This window comes from Streptomyces sp. NBC_01166 (assembly GCF_045039765.1).
Taxonomy (GTDB): Bacteria; Actinomycetota; Actinomycetes; order Streptomycetales; family Streptomycetaceae; genus Streptomyces.
Genome location: NZ_CP108614.1, coordinates 191,137 through 206,754, shown reverse-complemented (window position 1 = coordinate 206,754; position 15,618 = coordinate 191,137). Strand labels below are relative to the sequence as shown.

At 67.5% G+C, this 15,618-nt stretch carries 15 protein-coding genes and 2 pseudogenes; 10 read left to right on the top strand and 7 right to left on the bottom strand.

Annotated features, from left to right (window positions below):
• Nucleotides 1-25 precede the first annotated feature (25 nt).
• Nucleotides 26-763: an HNH endonuclease family protein gene (locus tag OG379_RS40620; protein ID WP_331735358.1), complete on the top strand. Its 738-nt coding sequence runs from the start codon at nt 26-28 to the stop codon at nt 761-763.
• Nucleotides 764-878: 115 nt separating this feature from the next.
• Nucleotides 879-1,403, top strand: a complete 525-nt coding sequence (locus tag OG379_RS40615; protein WP_331735355.1) for an SMI1/KNR4 family protein — start codon at nt 879-881, stop codon at nt 1,401-1,403.
• Here OG379_RS40615 and OG379_RS40610 read toward each other — a convergent pair.
• Nucleotides 1,398-2,470 (bottom strand): annotated as a pseudogene (locus OG379_RS40610) (IS110 family transposase). The gene OG379_RS40615 and the pseudogene OG379_RS40610 overlap by 6 nt on opposite strands.
• A 277-nt stretch (nt 2,471-2,747) precedes the next feature.
• Here OG379_RS40610 and OG379_RS40605 point away from each other — a divergent pair.
• Nucleotides 2,748-3,005 (top strand): hypothetical protein, encoded by a 258-nt coding sequence (locus OG379_RS40605; protein ID WP_331735352.1) that lies wholly within the window; start codon nt 2,748-2,750, stop codon nt 3,003-3,005.
• A gap of 96 nt (nt 3,006-3,101) precedes the next feature.
• Here the strand turns inward: OG379_RS40605 and OG379_RS40600 are convergent, their stop codons facing one another.
• From OG379_RS40600 to OG379_RS40585, 4 genes are all read right to left on the bottom strand, one after another.
• Nucleotides 3,102-3,686, bottom strand: coding sequence for a S1 RNA-binding domain-containing protein (locus OG379_RS40600; protein WP_331735349.1), 585 nt, complete (start codon nt 3,684-3,686; stop codon nt 3,102-3,104).
• A gap of 621 nt (nt 3,687-4,307) precedes the next feature.
• On the bottom strand, nt 4,308-4,853 hold the full coding sequence (locus tag OG379_RS40595; RefSeq protein WP_405668984.1) for a hypothetical protein: 546 nt from the start codon (nt 4,851-4,853) through the stop codon (nt 4,308-4,310).
• 35 nt (nt 4,854-4,888) lie between these two features.
• On the bottom strand, nt 4,889-6,124 hold the full coding sequence (locus OG379_RS40590) for a hypothetical protein (RefSeq protein ID WP_331735343.1): 1,236 nt from the start codon (nt 6,122-6,124) through the stop codon (nt 4,889-4,891).
• A complete protein-coding gene (locus tag OG379_RS40585) occupies nt 6,121-6,870 on the bottom strand; it encodes an ATP-binding cassette domain-containing protein (protein ID WP_331735340.1) in 750 nt (249 codons plus the stop codon). The genes OG379_RS40590 and OG379_RS40585 overlap by 4 nt, the downstream gene beginning before the upstream one ends.
• Before the next feature lie 214 nt (nt 6,871-7,084).
• On the opposite strand from OG379_RS40585, the gene OG379_RS40580 reads away from it, so the two are divergent.
• Both OG379_RS40580 and OG379_RS40575 read left to right on the top strand, forming a co-directional pair.
• Nucleotides 7,085-7,225, top strand: a complete 141-nt coding sequence (locus OG379_RS40580) for a hypothetical protein (RefSeq protein WP_405668982.1) — start codon at nt 7,085-7,087, stop codon at nt 7,223-7,225.
• Nucleotides 7,226-7,474: 249 nt separating this feature from the next.
• A complete protein-coding gene (locus OG379_RS40575; RefSeq protein WP_405668980.1) occupies nt 7,475-7,924 on the top strand; it encodes a hypothetical protein in 450 nt (149 codons plus the stop codon).
• 41 nt (nt 7,925-7,965) lie between these two features.
• On the opposite strand, the pseudogene OG379_RS40570 reads toward OG379_RS40575, so the two are convergent.
• Nucleotides 7,966-8,159: pseudogene (locus OG379_RS40570) on the bottom strand (IS110 family transposase); the annotation flags it as partial.
• 765 nt (nt 8,160-8,924) lie between these two features.
• Here OG379_RS40570 and OG379_RS40565 point away from each other — a divergent pair.
• From OG379_RS40565 to OG379_RS40555, 3 genes are all read left to right on the top strand, one after another.
• Complete coding sequence (locus OG379_RS40565; protein WP_331735328.1) at nt 8,925-9,506, top strand: hypothetical protein; 582 nt, start codon at nt 8,925-8,927, stop codon at nt 9,504-9,506.
• Between the two features lie 126 nt (nt 9,507-9,632).
• A complete protein-coding gene (locus tag OG379_RS40560) occupies nt 9,633-9,872 on the top strand; it encodes an antitoxin MazE7 (protein ID WP_331735324.1) in 240 nt (79 codons plus the stop codon).
• Nucleotides 9,873-9,875: 3 nt separating this feature from the next.
• Nucleotides 9,876-10,256 carry a toxin Doc gene (locus tag OG379_RS40555; RefSeq protein ID WP_319306943.1) on the top strand — a complete coding sequence of 127 codons (381 nt, stop codon included), beginning with the start codon at nt 9,876-9,878 and terminating at the stop codon, nt 10,254-10,256.
• A gap of 414 nt (nt 10,257-10,670) precedes the next feature.
• Here OG379_RS40555 and OG379_RS40550 read toward each other — a convergent pair whose 3' ends face one another.
• The gene (locus OG379_RS40550) at nt 10,671-11,870 is read right to left on the bottom strand and encodes a hypothetical protein (protein ID WP_331735316.1); all 1,200 of its coding nucleotides are present in this window, start codon (nt 11,868-11,870) and stop codon (nt 10,671-10,673) included.
• A gap of 1,052 nt (nt 11,871-12,922) precedes the next feature.
• Here OG379_RS40550 and OG379_RS40545 point away from each other — a divergent pair.
• Together OG379_RS40545 and OG379_RS40540 are read left to right on the top strand one after the other, a co-directional pair.
• A complete protein-coding gene (locus OG379_RS40545) occupies nt 12,923-13,999 on the top strand; it encodes a bifunctional DNA primase/polymerase (protein ID WP_331735313.1) in 1,077 nt (358 codons plus the stop codon).
• Nucleotides 13,996-15,567: a phage/plasmid primase, P4 family gene (locus OG379_RS40540; protein WP_331735310.1), complete on the top strand. Its 1,572-nt coding sequence runs from the start codon at nt 13,996-13,998 to the stop codon at nt 15,565-15,567. Before OG379_RS40545 ends, OG379_RS40540 begins: the two co-directional genes overlap by 4 nt.
• Nucleotides 15,568-15,618 lie beyond the last annotated feature (51 nt).

Here is a 15,618-nt window from a genome sequence, read left to right as displayed (position 1 = left end):
ACCGCCCAGCACCGGGAGTCCGTCAGTGAATCGTCGCCGTATCTTGCCTATCGCCACCGCATTGCTCGCTGTGATGCTGGCCGGGTGCAACCCGCAGCTGGTTGATGAAGGTGACGCGAAGCCGTCCGGGGCGGCTGGATCGTCCGCCTCGGCCGCAGCACCGTCTGGTGCGGGCGGTGGCGGCCCTGCCGAGGGTGGCCTGTCGCTCGTAGACGCCCTCGCGAAGATCCCGGCCGGGGTCGAGAAGCGGGAGGGGTACGAGCGCGACAGCTTCAAGCACTGGGTCGACGAGGACGACGACGGCTGCGAGACCCGGGCCGAGGTCCTCCTGGCGGAGGCGACCACGAAGCCGGAGCAGGGGGAGCGATGCGCGCTGACTGGCGGGGGGTGGAGTTCGTACTACGACGAGGTCGAGGTGACCGAAGCGCGGAAGCTGGACATCGACCACATGGTCCCGCTGGCCGAGGCCTGGGACAGCGGCGCCTACGACTGGACCGCCGAGCGCCGCCAGGCCTACGCCAATGACCTCGGGGCCGAGCGGTCCCTGGTGGCGGTGACCGCGAAGAGCAACCGGTCCAAGTCCGACAAAGACCCCGCCACGTGGCTGCCGCCGGCCGACGCCGCGCACTGCACCTATGGAGCCGACTGGACCGGCACCAAGCTCCGCTGGGGCCTGACCGCCGACGACAAGGAACGCGCCGCACTGCTCAAGCTCGCCGAAGCCTGCCCCGACACCACCGTGCAGTACAAGGTCGCGAAGTAGAACAGCGCCCAGTCGCCCCCGGGTACCTCTCCACACGGCAGAGGTACCCGGGGGCGGCTCTGTTGAAGCTCCTATAGGTCGTCAAGTCGGGCGGCGAGGTCCATAGGATGCGCTCGTGGCTCGGTTTGATGAGGTTAAGGCGACGTTCTGGGGCGAGGGCCTGTACGGGGTTCAGCCACCGCTAACCGACGCGGTCGTTCAGGATGCCGAGCTCCAGCTCGGTGTCCGTCTGCCAGCCTCGTTGCTGGAGATCCTGCGGGTCCAGAACGGCGGCCTGGTGGCGGAGGTGTGGAACGCGTTCCCGACCGATGTGCCGACGTCGTGGAGCGAGAACCACGTTCCGCTCGACGACATGATGGGCATCGGCCGTCACGACGGCCAGCCGTCGTTGCTGGACTCGGGTTACCTGGTCGAGGAATGGGGTCTTCCTTCACCTCTCGTTCTACTCTCCGGTGATGGCCACTGCTGGATCGCCCTCGATTACCGGACATGCGGAGAGCGCGGGGAGCCGTCCGTGACGTGGTTCGACGTGGACACTGACACGGAGCTCCCGCTGGCAACGGACTTCCAGACGTTCGTCGAGCGGCTGGCCGCGGCCGCGTCGCTCGATGACTCGGATGGCAGCCAGTCGGCATCATGATCCGGCTCCGCCCGAGCCCGCCGTGTTCAAAATGCCTGTGCTCCTGAGGTGCCTGTAGACCTCGCGGGCGACGAACCTCTTGAGGCACCGCATGATGTCCTTGGTGGATATGCCCTCGGTGGTGCGTCTGGCGACGTAGTCCCGGGTCCGTTGGTCGTGCCGCATGCGGACCAGGACGATGGTGTAAAGGGCACTGTTGGCGTTGCGGTCTCCGCCGCGGTTGATGCGGTGACGGTTGGTCCGGCCGGACTAGGCGGGGATCGGGGCGGCCCCACACAGGGGCGCGAAAGACGCTTCGGACCGGAGCCTGTCGGGGTTGTCTCCCGCAGTGATCAGCAGTTGGCTGGCTGTCTCGGTTCCCACCCCGGGCAGCGCGTCGAGGCTGGGCGCTGCCCGAGCCACGAGGGGAGCCAGGTCTGCGTCAGCCTCTTTGATCTCCTGCTGAAGGGCCTGGTAGCGCCGGGCGAGGCGGCGAAGTGCCGTATTGGCCGCGCAGGCCGGGTCCGTGAGGTCGCCGATAGGCCGGGTGCGGGCGAGGGTGTCGATCAGCAGACTGGTAGGCAGTCCTCGCAGCTTGTCCCGCAGGGCGGAGGGAGCGGTCACCATCAGAGCGCGGATCTGGTTGATGGTCTGCGTCCGCGTCTTGACCGCGCTCTTGCGGACCACACGCAGCGCGCGGATCGCTTCCACGATCCCGTCCCGGCTCTTCGGAGTTCCGTTCGCGCGACCGGACAGGACGGCGGTGGCCGCCGCGTAGGCGTCGATCGGGTCGGACTTGCCGTGGGCCCGCCTGGCTTTCGGTCCGGGCGGTCGACTTCGACGACCGTGATGCCGCTGGGCGTGAGGAACCGGGCGAGTTCGGCGCCGTAGGCGCCGGTGCCCTCCATCCCGACCGCGATGACCTCGCCCTGGGCACGCAGCCAGGCCGGCAGCTGTTCGTAGCCGGCCGAGTTCGTTTCGAACGGCTGCGTGTCCAGGTGGCGGCCGACCGAGTCGATCACCGCGGCCTGGTGGACGTCGGTGTGGGTGTCGATTCCACCGATCACCGCTATCTCGGGCGCTGACATGCTCGGCTCTGCCGTCCTTCCGTATGGATACAGGATCAGCGTGTGCTGCCCGGGCAGACGGACAAGACAGTGATGAGCCTGACGGCCAAGCTCCTATGAGGTCACGGACGCCCGCGAGCACACGCGGTGGCATCAACGCACAGAAAGCCGAAGCGTCAGTCGGACCCTGAGTCAGGCCCCCGGGGAATGCCGAGTACATCCTCACTGTCAGACCCCGCTCGTACCGTCGTAAGCAGGTACCCAATGAGGACGGGACCGCAGGACGAAGGAGCGGATCATGGGCGAGATCGAAATGAAGGGCCAGCACCTGGACCGGCTGCTGGCAGACAGCACCAGCACCTATGGCACCTCCTACCAGCACGCCTTCGAGCGCCTCGCCGAAAGCCACCGCGGCCGCCCCGCCACCGACATCCTTCCCTTGCTGCGTCGGGCGGCCGAAGAGTCGCTGCTGGAGTTCACCCCGGTCGATCTGCGCGAGCAGGCCGAGGCCATCAGCACGGGACTGCCGTACACACTGCGCGTGCGAGTCGTGTGAGTAGTGCCCGGCAGGAATGGCCGCCGTCGTGCCCACTCCGCGTCTGTGAGATCGCCTGGCCTCATGCTCAGCTCAACGATTCGGGCACGGCGGCCGTCACATGGGTTGCACGCCCCCTGCGTACTGGCCGCTCTCGGGTCTGGAGAGGAACACCCGGCGGGTTGGCAGATCGACTTCCCGAACGGCGACGGCAATCTCGTCGCCGGCCTCGAAGCCTTCTACTGGACTTGCCGCAGGGCGCCCGTCGATCTCTCCGAACGGGACCAGCCCCAAGATCCCATCTTCGAGGTCGACGAAGATGCCGATGGGAACCACCTTCGCAACCGTCCCGCGGAAGTCCTGGCCGACCATTGTGCGGTCGGCGAAAGCCTGGAAGGGGTCGGGCTCCAGTGCCTTCAACGACAGTCTGGCCTCAGCGTTGTGGGTGTCGGATCCGAGGAACTCACAGGCGACACGCTGCCCCACCTGAACAACTTCGGTGGGATCATCGAAGCGCCGCCAGGACAGTTCGGGGATACCGAGGAACCCGACACCGGGCAGGGTGGGATGACCAGGCCCGTCGTCCAAGGCCACGAAGACCCCGAACCGTTCGATCGCCACGACGGTGCCGGACAGGATGTCGCCGCGGTGCAGGGACTCCAGGTACGCCCAGAGTTCCGGGCTCTCAGACTGCCAATCCATACCCGCAACCCTGGCACACGACGTCATGTGCCGGCATGCCCTCAGGATGAAGCGACCATCTGCGATCCCGCCATGCCGCAGCCGTGAGGTGGCTGGTACTGGCTGGGGCGTCCAGCGCTACCAGCAGCCGGGCTCGGGCCCGGCCGATCAGAGCGGTCAGCGCGTCCGGCTGGGGGACGGTCTCCTGTTCGCCCCACAAGGTGGCGGTGCCGCGGGCACGGTAGACCAAGGCGGGCCGGCCTGCTTCGGCTCGGTGGCCGCAGGCGTCGGAACAGGCGGCGCAATCGCCCTCGCAGGCGGCGCGGCGGAACTTACTGCAGGCTGGATGCTCACCTGGCGCCCGCCCACCTCTCCGGTCCCCGTCCCTAACTGCTCAACGGGACAAGAGAACGGCACCGAAGAGCAAGCGTGTAGCTCTCCAGCGCAGTATCCGTCATAGGTCGGGGCAGCTGCGTGCCGTCACGCCCCCGGGCCCTATGCCGCCCGTGCGCAGTCTGCCTGGCCGGACGGTCTCCGTGAGCCGGGTGGACGCCGCCGGAACGAGCGGCAGGCCCACCCCGGCGGGGGGCCTGCCGGGGTGGGCCGCATCGTATGCGTCCCTCATCACTCAGCGCAGAGAGGTCACGTGAATGATCGCGCAGGTGCGAGGCGCTGTCCTGATGCCAGTAGGCCCAGACCGAACAGAACCGCGGCTACAGCCCACGCGCTCGGGCTGTCGGCCGGGTAGAGGGTCAGAGCCCACCATTCGCCAGTAGGTTGCCCGGATGGTTGATAGACGCGGCCGAGGCTGGCGCTGGCCAGTAGAAGAAGTAGACAGACGGCGCCTGCTGCTGCCTCGTTGCTCAGCCTGCGGACGATCAGAGCCACAGCGATGAGCACCATCAGGTTGCGTGGAATGTCCATGCCCACGATGAGGCCGGGCAGGTGAGCCACCACCACAGCTGTCGTGATGACAGTGAGGTCCCAGCGCCTTATGCGTACAACTGCCGTGATCTCGGATGCGTTGAGGCGGCGGTCAAGGCAGTAGAGGATGGCTCCGATGACCAGGATGGGTGTGAAGTACTGGAGGCGCATGCTGACCATTCCGCCCAGGAAACCGGGGACGGGTACTTCTGTCCCGCCGAGTACCCAGCAGACCAGGGTGAGCAGTACGAGTGCTGCGGGCACTGACCACCAGCGTCGTACGACGGACAAGTAGAGCTTCACGTCTGGCCTACCACGCAGTGCGTCTGGTCAAGGGCGGCTTTGGTGAACCAGTCGGCCTGCTGCGTGGACGGCAGTTCCCTTATCTGCTGCACCTGTGTCCAGTCCTGGGGAGGGACACTCGCTTGCACGTCCTTCTCCTCCACTCCTACGACCAGCGCTGCCCAAGTTTCGGCAAGGTATGGCTGTCGGCAGGCCCGCACGCCATGGAGTGCGGCAACGCCGGTGACGGCCGACCGTGCGAGGTCGATCTGGAATTGCTCGGTTGAGTTCTCCGGCGACCAGTACAAGGGCCACGTGCCCGGCTCCAGGCCGACGTCGTCAGAGCTCATTTGCAGCGTCTGCGGGGAGGGGACTCCGGCGGCCCGCAGTGCCTCCAGCGCGGGCAGGGAGTCATTGCGCAGGCCGGCGGCCTTCTTCTCGTATTCCTCGGGCAGGCAGAGTGCGGGCGACTTGCCCACGCAGACGGTGTGGCCGATACGCGCTTCGGTCAGCGGGCTGTATCCCCAGTCCGAGACAAGAGCGCGGCCGGTGACGAGCGTGGCTACGAGCACTGCCACGCTTGCCGCGATCAGCCACGGCCTACGGCGGGCCCCCGTCAGCAGGACGACAGCCACGGTGAGACCGGCTGTGATCAACCATGGAATGAGGTAGACGAGCGGGTCGAGGGTGTCGGTGAGAGTGGATCCTTCGGTGGCGAACCCGGCCAGGTGACGCCATGCCGGAGCGCTCAAGGAACGCGGCATGGCCAGCCATGCCCAGCTGCCGACTGCCGCGATCAGTGCGGCTACGGCGCGGGGACACAGCAGTCCCAGTACCCAGCCGATGACCATCCAGCCGCACGGGAGGACCAGCAGGTGCCCGACTGCGAGCAGACCGGCGCCGCTCGGCCAGACGCCGACCGTAATCCTGGCCATGATGAGGGCGCCGGCGACGAGGAGCAGGTGGAGGACGAAGACGGGCCGAGCCGCCCAGAACCACTGTCGCACCGTGCTTCGTGAACTGACTTTCCGGAGGTCTCCCATACTTCGCTGGCGGCCGGCTTCCCAGGCGGCGGCTCCAGCCACCACCGGGGCGATCACCGTGATGCCCCACGAGGCGAGTTCGCCCGAGGAGGGGCCGTAGTCGGGGACGCCCCAGAAGTTGTCGCCCCCCACGAAGCTAGCCATGTAGAGGAGCGCCGGCAGCAGCAGCCAGGGAGTCGAGGACGCGCGCAGGTTCCCGAACGAGATCACAGTTCCACCGATCCCAGCAGAGCCGAGTACGCGCTCTCCAGACGCCGTCCTGGAACACTTTCGGAGTCGGCGTAGCTCTCGAATTCCGCTACTCCGCCCTGGAATCTCGGACGGCCGTTCTCCAGTACGACGACCTCATCGAAGGCCTGGTCCAGATCGGCTATGTCGTGGGTGGAGACAATCACCTGCACGCTTCCGCGGAGCTCGACGAGCAGGTCATGGAACCTACGGCGCTGGTTGGGGTCCAGGCCGACCGTCGGCTCATCCAGCAGAAGGAGCTCCGCGTCGTGGACCAAGGCCTGGGCAATGGCCAGCCGCTGCCGCTGCCCACCGGACAGGGTGCCGATCTTGTCCTTCCTCTTCGCCGTCAGTCCGACACGCTCGATCGCGGCGGGGGCGGCACGCCATGCTTCGCGCTCACGCATCCCCTTGAGCCAGCCGACGTAGGCGACGTGTTCCTGGCAGGTCATGCCCGGAAGGAAGGAAGCCCGCTGGGGCAGCCAGGAAACCTTGCGCCGGTAGTCGTGCAGTGTCTTGCTGCTCGTGGACCGCAGCTCACCGAAGCGGACCGTGCCCCCCTGCGGGACGCTCGCGCTCGCTGCGAGCGCGAGCAGTGTGCTCTTGCCGGCCCCGTTCGGGCCCAGGAGCACGGTGTTGCCCGGCGAAAAACTCAGATCGAGTCTGTCGATGACAGGGCGCGTCCTGCGGCTGTAGCGGAACGTACAGGACTGGTAGTGCAACGGCATGAAGACAACCTCATCGACAGAACATGTTCCCCGTGCCGCTCCGCACGCGGAGCGGCACGGGGACAGTGTGATCAGTAGGTGACAGTCAGCGAGCGAACCGACACGTTTCCGCCGCCACCATCACTGACGACGAAGTAGTAGTCCCCGGCTCCATGGTCGACCCGATGGTTTCACCATGACTTGGCCGGACAGCTTTGCACTGCGCACATGCGACTTGAACGCGGCGGCTGAGAACGCCTACTTCATGCGCGACCACGCGCACAGCACCGAAGCGCTCATCGCACCCCGGGAGGACGCCCGCGAGGCCCACGACCGGTTCGTGAACGCAGCAGCCGCCTACCTCACCGGCGCCTGACCTCCTACCCAGCCGCTCCCGGACCCGCCGAACGCGTCGCACAGACTAACGGTCACCTCACCGACGCCGACCTCGACTGGCCCACATCGTCTCCGCGATCCGCGGCTGCCCTGATCCCGCTCCCAGCCACGGTCGGCACTGTCGCCCCGGGCACCTCCACACGGCGCAGGCACCCGGGGGCGGCTCTGTTCAAGCTCCTATAGATCGTCAAGCTGGTCGGCTGTCATGGCTGGGTCGTACTGTGCCTGGGTGCGCTACTTGGCTGAGCCCTTCATCATCGGGGCCTTGAGGCGGGGCCGTTCGGTCGAGCAGTTCCTCGGGCCGGTCGGCTCGTCCGAGCGCCCCGGTGTGAGATATGCCGAGGTCCGGGCGGCGAGGACGTCGTACGAGGTCTACGTCCATGCCGTCGAAGATGTCGGGCACGAGAGTCTTCTGGACCTGGAGGTGTTCCCGCCGTTCGATCAGGACTCCGAGGACGAGGACTTCGGCCAATTCCTGGGCACGACTGAGGACCCGCAGGACGCGCTGGTTCTTGCCGAGGAGTGCACGGGAGCCCTTCGCGGCGATGGGTCAACCAGGGTGTCGTGCAGGACGAGTACCGCGACTTCGTCCAGGCCGGCCGCCCGTCCGGCATGCCGCCGGACGGGTATCCCTGGCCTGACCTGCGCACCGGCCCATGCTGATGTAATCGCCTCGTAGGTGGCCCGTGCCGGGACCGGGACGCCGGAGGCTTTCATGCGCCTGTAGACCTCGCGGGCGACGAACCTCTTCAGGCACCGCATGACGTCCTTGGTGGACATGCCTTCGGCGGTGCGTCTGGCGACGTAATCCCTGGTCCGTGCGTCGTATTGCATGCGAACCAGGATGATGGTGTAGAGGGCAGTGTTGGCGTGCCGGTTCCACCGCGGTTGATGCGGTGGCGGCTGGGGCAGCCCTAGGAGCGCGGGGGAGCCGTAGGTACTCGGGTCACCGTCACGTGAGGGCGGGAGAGCCGGGGTGTCAGCCGTCTCCGCTGCCCGAGCACGTGGGATGGGATCGCTCGTCTGGTCAGTAGTTCCCGCCCACGATGTACGGGGACTGGAACATGTCGTCCGACAGTTCGACCTGCTTGGTGGCAACGAATGAGGCGATGGGGGTAGTTCTGCGAAAAGCACCTTCGGGAGCGGATGTCAGACACGTCGTGTGGTCGCCGGTCGAGGCTTCGGCTTCCTTGAAGTCGTGGGGGACGCAGTCGTCCGGGACATTCTGGAATCCGCACGCGGGGTTCGTGTCACTGTCACCCCGGAAGGACTGATGGATGCCCACGGCGACGATGGCTGCCGGGGCTGACTCCAGGAGCGAGTGGGCCTCAAAGTAACTGCCGGAGTGGGCCCCGCAGTCGCCGAAAAGGACGGATGGCTCGCCGCAGAAGCACTCGATTCCAGGGTCGCGCCCGGCGCCCTTTCCCCAGCCACCACGGAGACGCTATGACCACCCCCGCCCCCCACCGCTAGAACTCCCGCATCCCACGGAGCCGGACGACAACAGCCGCCCCTCGCGCCCGCGTCGACCCGATGACAGCCGGCCGCTCCTCGGCTCCACGCAGGGCGACAGGCCTGACCCACGCAGACGTCCTCGTTGCCCTCGAATGCGCGCGCCTCGACCTACGACACGAGGAGTCAGCCGACGACGGAGGCCGCGGCGAAGCGGTGCTCGCCGAGTGGGAGCGCATCGAGCAGCTGCTCGCCGACACCACGGCCCCTACACACCGGACACCGACCCCTTCGTCCAAGAGGAGCTCGCGATCGAGCAGCGCCGCCAGGACGCCGTGCAGACCGAGCTCGAGGTGCAGCAGCGCATTGCCGAGAGGGCCGACGAGCTGGCCCAGCAAACCAGTACCCCAGACACCACGACGGTGAGCCAGGCTGGTGACGAAGCCGCCCGGGACCATCTCGCACAGCAGGGGGACGGGCGGGTCGAGAAGGTCGACGCCTGGCTCCCCCAAGCCCTCGCCGACCACAACGGCCACTACGCGGATCCCGCTACACGCACCGCAGCCGCCGCCACCCTGCCCGCAGCTATACGCGCCCACGCAGCGCTGCTCTCTGCCCTCGCCCGCACCGGGACCCCAGCCGACGTAACCGAACTCCCCTTCACAGGCTGTCTCGCCCATGTGGACCCGGCAGCCACCGCTGCCCTCGCCGCATGGCTCGCCACCAGCCTCGCTGCGGACTCCACATCTCAAGGAGCACTGCTCCCTGCTCGGAGTGAGAGGGAACAGGCCCTGGCGCAAGAAGCTTGATCAGCGGGCGGGGCGCAGTGCTGTCCGGCACCACCCCGCCAGGGCGCCGGCGACAGGGGGCCCGCCGCCCCCGCGGTTTTCTGTAGTGGGTGGTCCTGGTACGGAGAAGCGCGGCATACTCGACGCATGGCTGGCATCGAGATCGACGACACCACCCTGGACGCACTGCAGGCCCTGGCCGACGCAGAAGGTCTTCCGCTGGATGACTACCTGGCCCAGGTAGCCGCGGAGAAGAGGCGTGAGCTCGCGCTCGATGAGGGTGCAGAGATCTTTCGCCGGGTGACCGGCGACACGGCGACGGCCAGAGCATTCGACGCCGAATACGGCGGACCCGCGGCGGCCACGCTCGCTCCGCGGGCGGCCTGACCTGTGCCTGCCGAGTACTACGTCGATTACCGCTGGTTCCTGGAGCGGCAGGCCGACCTGCTGGACGACCTGGCCGTCAACGACTACTCCGTGTTCGCTGGCCTGGCCGCTCGGCACAAGACCGACCCGCCCCGCCACGACCAGCACACCCCGGACCCCTTCTGGCGGGCCGCTGTGATGCTGGAAGAGTGCGTTCTCCTGCGTCCGCTACCTGCTCGCAACGAGCTGTACGGGTTCGGCGTCGCCGTCGCCTACCTGGGCATGCACGGGGAGCAGATCAACACGAAGTTCGAAGCGTGGCGTGACCTGATCGCCGACATCCGAACCCTGCAGCTGGACTCGTACGCCATCGCAGAGCGGCTGCGATCGCTGCGGACAGAATGACCAGCCCGAGTCGCATTCCGTACTTCGGCAGCGTCACCTGCCGCGCCTTGTCCAGGACCGGAGTACGGGCCTGCACCGGACCGAAAATCAGGGGGCCGCGGGCGGTGCGGTGACAACCGCGCCCCCGCGGTCGAGACCCCGCGCTGCTCCAGCAGCTGCACCAGCCGCGACGCCTCAGCGGTCGCCCGGTCTTCTTCCTCGCTGGTCAAGGGCCGTTTCAGCAGGCTCAGCCACTCCACGACCTCGCGCCGCAGAGCGGCCACCGGCGCGCTCGGACCGTCGTAGGGCAACCCTTCCGCCCGGCAGGTGACCCGCGCGGTGTGCTCCTCGACGCCCACGAGGACCTCGGCACGCCACACCAGAGTGGTCAGCCCCTGCGGCGCGCTGATGCGCCGGAGTGCCGTGGGGCCCGCCTCACCGGGTCTTGACGTAGCACGTGATCACCGGGTCGGAGCCGGCTCCCCACCCGCCGGCGCGGGGCCAGGTGTACGTGAAGTGGCCCTTCCTCACTGCCTCCCTCGTCCAGGCGGAGGGCGCCGCGTCATGGGCGTCGTCGCATGCCTCACCGGCCATCCGCTTCGCCGCGTCCTTGCCCGGATACGTGGCGTCGAACCGCGCGTGACCGAAGACGCGGATGTCGTGAGGCTGCTCGCAGGGAAGGGAGACCACCATGCCGAAGGTGCGGGTGCCGGTGGCGAGGTCGGCACACCCCCCCTTCTTCACCTTAGCGACCTTCGTCACGGCCTTTTTCGCGTCGAGTGCCGGCTCGGACGCCGCGGGCATGACCGGGGCGGAGACCCCAAAACCCGTCAGGTCCAATCGGGCGCGCAGCCCGGTCATGCCCTTCAGGGCGCTGTCCTTCCGGGCGAGCAGGGCGGAGAGGTCCGCCTCCGCCCGCAGGACGCGGCCCTTGGCGTCCACGGAGATGCTGAGCGGCACGAACGGGACGTCGCCGTTCGCGTCCATGGATATGGCGAGTTCTGAGCCCAGGTCCTTGGGGAACAGCCGCAGGGCGTAGGTCTGGCTGAGTTCTGCCCGGTAGACGCGCCCGCCCTTCTTCGCCGGCGCCTCCTTCACGTCCTCAGCGGCACTGAGAACCTCCAGGAGGGTGCCACCGAACGCGGCCTCGGATCCCCGCAGCGTGTCGACCGCGGCGCCGGGCGCGATGGCGCCGGAGTTGCCCTCGTAGAGAAGCCAGTAGCGTGCCTCACCCGCACGCAGCCTGATGGTGCCGGGGTCGACCGCCAAGCGGGTACGCGTCGGGGCGCGTCCCGCCAGCCGGGTGCCCAGCAGCGTGTCCTGGGCCTGCTGCGGGAGCTTCTCGGCCGGAGCCCAGTCGATCGAGCCGACGGCCCGGCCGCCCGGGAAGTCGAGCCGCCCCGAGGTCGTCTGCACCGTGTCGCCCGACGGTGAGCTGAAGGTCAGGGTCTGGGTGAAGGCCGCCGAACGCGCGGCCTGTGTCGCCAGCAGCGCCTGGTGCGGCTGCTGTCCGACCGGTACGTCGAAGACCGGGTGGGCGGGCTTGTCGTCCGCCGCGCCGCCGGAGCAGCCGGTCAGCAGCAGGGCGGCGGACGCGGCGACGGCGCAGAGCGGGTGGAGGCGGCTTGTGATCACGTCGGTTCGACCAGGGAACCGGGGGGCTGGTTGCCCTCCTGCGGATAACGGAACGGTCACCCGCCCTGCGGTCCCGGCGGCGCTGCTCAGGCTGCTCCGCCCGTTCCTTCCGCAGCCTCTCGATTTTCTCACGCATCTTCTCGAATGAGGGGAAGCGCACCAGATCCGGGAGACTTTGGTCGGACCGGATCTTAGCGATCGTTGCGTGCTGGTCGACCTTCACGTACTCCGCCGGCGTCGTCTCGGTGCCGGGGATGAACTCGGCTACGCGGTAGCTGTAGGGCGGGTTGAACTGGTACACGCCGCGCTTCACCTTGAACACGATGCCGTGGAACATGACCTCGCCCAGGCCCTCGTTGGCCTTCGTCCGGGACACGTCCAGCACCGCGGCCATCTCACCTTGGGTCAGAGGAATGCGCCCACCTCCTCGCTCGCACGCCGGGGTGCGGGTTCGCCCGGCGAGAGACTGAGGGAGCTCGTCTCCCACTCAGACCCTGTCTTGAGTCCCTCGGCATAAGGCCAGGTCACAGGTGCTGTGAGCACAAAAGTGGGGGACCGAAGGGACTGAAGGGACCGAACTTTCCAGTTCCACGGATCACGTGTGCGTGTGTATGCGTACGCGCGAGACTAAGGAACTCTAGTCATGTGTAGCTCATAACTAGAACTTTCAGTCCCTTCAGTCCCTCAAAAAGGGGGGGAGGGGCATCTGACCTGCACTTTTAGGGGAGGGACTGAACAGGGACCGAACAGGACGTGGTCCTTCAGTCCCTCCCTGCCGGTGAACGCGGCGTGGGCACCGACACGCCCGGGCCGGAAACGCGCTGCAACTAGGACGAGGAGGGCTACCCGACCCAACTCCCCAGGGACGCAAGGGACCGAAGGGACTCAAAGTTGGAATCGGCTACACGGAAGCCCAACGCCCTGTTGTAGGCTCTGGGCTCATTGGAAAACTCAGTCCCTTCGGTCCCTCGTTTGCCAGCAGCAGACGCTTGACCAGGTCTTTTTGTGGCCAGGGACTGAAGGACTGTTGGCCCCCTGCAAGGACGATCAGCGTGCCGCGTCACAGCGAGACCAGCGTTCCCCGTACCGCGGGACACGCCAGTCCCTACGCTGTTGCGCGCTGGTGCGCCGGAAACGGCTGGCCCGTTCACCCTCTCGCCTCAGGACGCAAGACCCCAGCAGCCAACTGTGCCTCCTGCCGAGAGACCACACACCGACCTCACCAGTGCCCTTGCCACGCCAAAGGCAAGTGGTGCCACGGCTTCCACGCAGCCACGACCGATCCCAAGCTTCTGGACGCCTGGTGGGGGAGCAATCCAGCCCTGGGGGTCGGAGTCTCCTGTGGGCCGGCACGTCTGGTCGTCCTCGACATCGACGCGCACAGTGTGGAAGTCCCCGACCGCGACCGGCTTCTTCCGGGCATCCCCATTCACGAGAGCGTCAACCTCGACGGCCTGGCCTCAGGTTTCGACACCCTGGCTCTCCTTGCCGCCCTCCGCGGCAAGGAGAGCCCAGCAGACGACGACTCCACCCTCCGTGTCAGAACCCCCTCCGGAGGACTCCACGTCTGGTACCAGGCCCCGAGCCACGGCCCCCACTACAAGTCCTCCGTAGGCTCCAGCCCCAACGTAGCTCTGGCCTGGCAAGTAGACATCCGATCCACCGGCGGATACATCGTCACACCCGCCACACGCACACCCGCCGGTACCTACCGTGCGCTCGGTACAACCCGCATCCCAGCCCCCCTGCCCAGTTGGCTGGCCACGGAACTCCGCCGCACAGGGCACGTAGTCAACAACCTCCCTGCGCCCAGCCCCCGCCCGAGCCGAAGAAGCGCGGCCCCGGCCAGGGAGCAGGCACCACGCCTTCTCGAACCCCTCCTGGCCCAGGTCGAAGCATGCGCTTCGGCACCCGAAGGAACGGCATTCACAGAGAAGCTCAACCGGGCTGCCTACACTGCCGGAGGCCTCGTAGCCGCAGGCCACCTCGACCACAACCAAGCACACGACCTGCTCACCGCGGCCGCCGACGCCGCGCGCCCCCACCGCCACCGTCACAGCAGCGCCGTCATTTCCTCTGCCTTGTCCGCCGGCGCCAGCCGGCCGCTCCATCTCAAAGGACGCCCATGAGCAGCGCTGACAGCCCCCGCTTCGACGCCACGGCAGCGGCTCAGCAAATGCTCGAGCTCGAAGTCCAGAGCACCCAGCCCAGCCTCCCCGCACAGCAAAACACCGCCAGCGTCGTCACCGTGCACGAAACGACCATGCCCCGAGGCCTACTCCCGGCCATGCTCACCGACCGCGGCAACGCCAAACTGTTCGCCATCATGTTCGGCGACCAGTTCCGGCACGTAGAAGGTTTGGGCTGGTACCACTGGGACCAGTACCGATGGAAGCGCACCGGCGGAGAGAAAGCCGCAGTCTGGGCCGCCGGAGACCTCGCCGAACAAATGCCCACCAACGACCCGACGGGCACCTTCCACGACCGGGAAATCAACGCCCACCGCCGCAGGTCCATGTCCACCCCCGGCATCAAGGCGCTGCTCACCCAGGCCAAGGCGTCTCCCGCGCTCGCCCTGGACCCCGATGTCCTGGACGGCGACCCTTACGCCCTGTGCACCCCGGCCGGAGTCGTCAACCTCCACAGCGGTGACCTACACAAGCCCGACCCCGAAGCCGACATGCATTCCAGGGCCACCCGCGTCGCTCCCGAAGCAATGCCCACCCCCCGCTGGCACCGCTTCCTCCATGACACCTTCGGCGAGGACGCCAAGGGCCAGGAGACCATCAACTTCCTGCACCTGCTGCTCGGCTACTCCATCACCGGCGACGTCGGCGCCCAGGTCCTGCCCTTCCTCTACGGCACAGGCGCCAACGGCAAGTCCGTGCTGCTCGACGTCATGACGCAGATCCTCGGTGACTACGCCCAGGCCGCCCCGCCCGGCTTTCTCATGGAAAAGGGCAAGTTCTCCGAACACTCCACCGAACTGACCGAACTCCACGGTCGACGCATCGTGGTCTGCTCCGAGCTCAAGCCCAACGACAAGTTCGACGAATCCCGGGTCAAGCTCCTGACCGGTGGCGACCGCATCATGGCCCGCCGCATGCGCCAGGACTACTTCAGCTTCAACCCCACCCACAAGCTATGGCTGCTCGGCAACCACCGCCCCGAGGTCGGCACCGGCGGCCACGCCTTCTGGCGCCGCATCCGACTCATCCCCTTCGAACGCGTCGTCTCTGCCACCCGCAAGATCGACAACCTGGCTAAGGAACTCGTCCAAAGCGAAGGACCCGGCATCCTGCAATGGCTCATCGAGGGAGCCAAGCTCTACCTCGCCACCCGCGACCCCCTCGCAGGTCCCGCCACAGTCCGCTCCGCAACCGAGGCCTACGCCACCACCGAAGACCACATCGGCCGCTTCCTCACCGAATGCTGCACCACCGACAGCCCTGACAAGAGCCCGGACCGGGCCCCCGGAGACCTCCGAGTCGAGCAAGGCCTGCTCTACGCCACCTACAGCAGCTGGTGCAGCGCCGGCGAAGGCATCCGCCCCGCCACCGCACGAGCCTTCGCCACCCGAGTCCGCCAAGAACTCTCGCTTGCCTCGCCCGCCGACATGATGAAATCCAGCGGCAAGAAGTACTACCCAGGCCTCGGCCTTCTCACCGACGAAGACCCCCAGGACGACCATGCCTGACCTTCGCGCCCTACGCACGCACACCTTGGCCGCCTATCCTGGACACGGTGC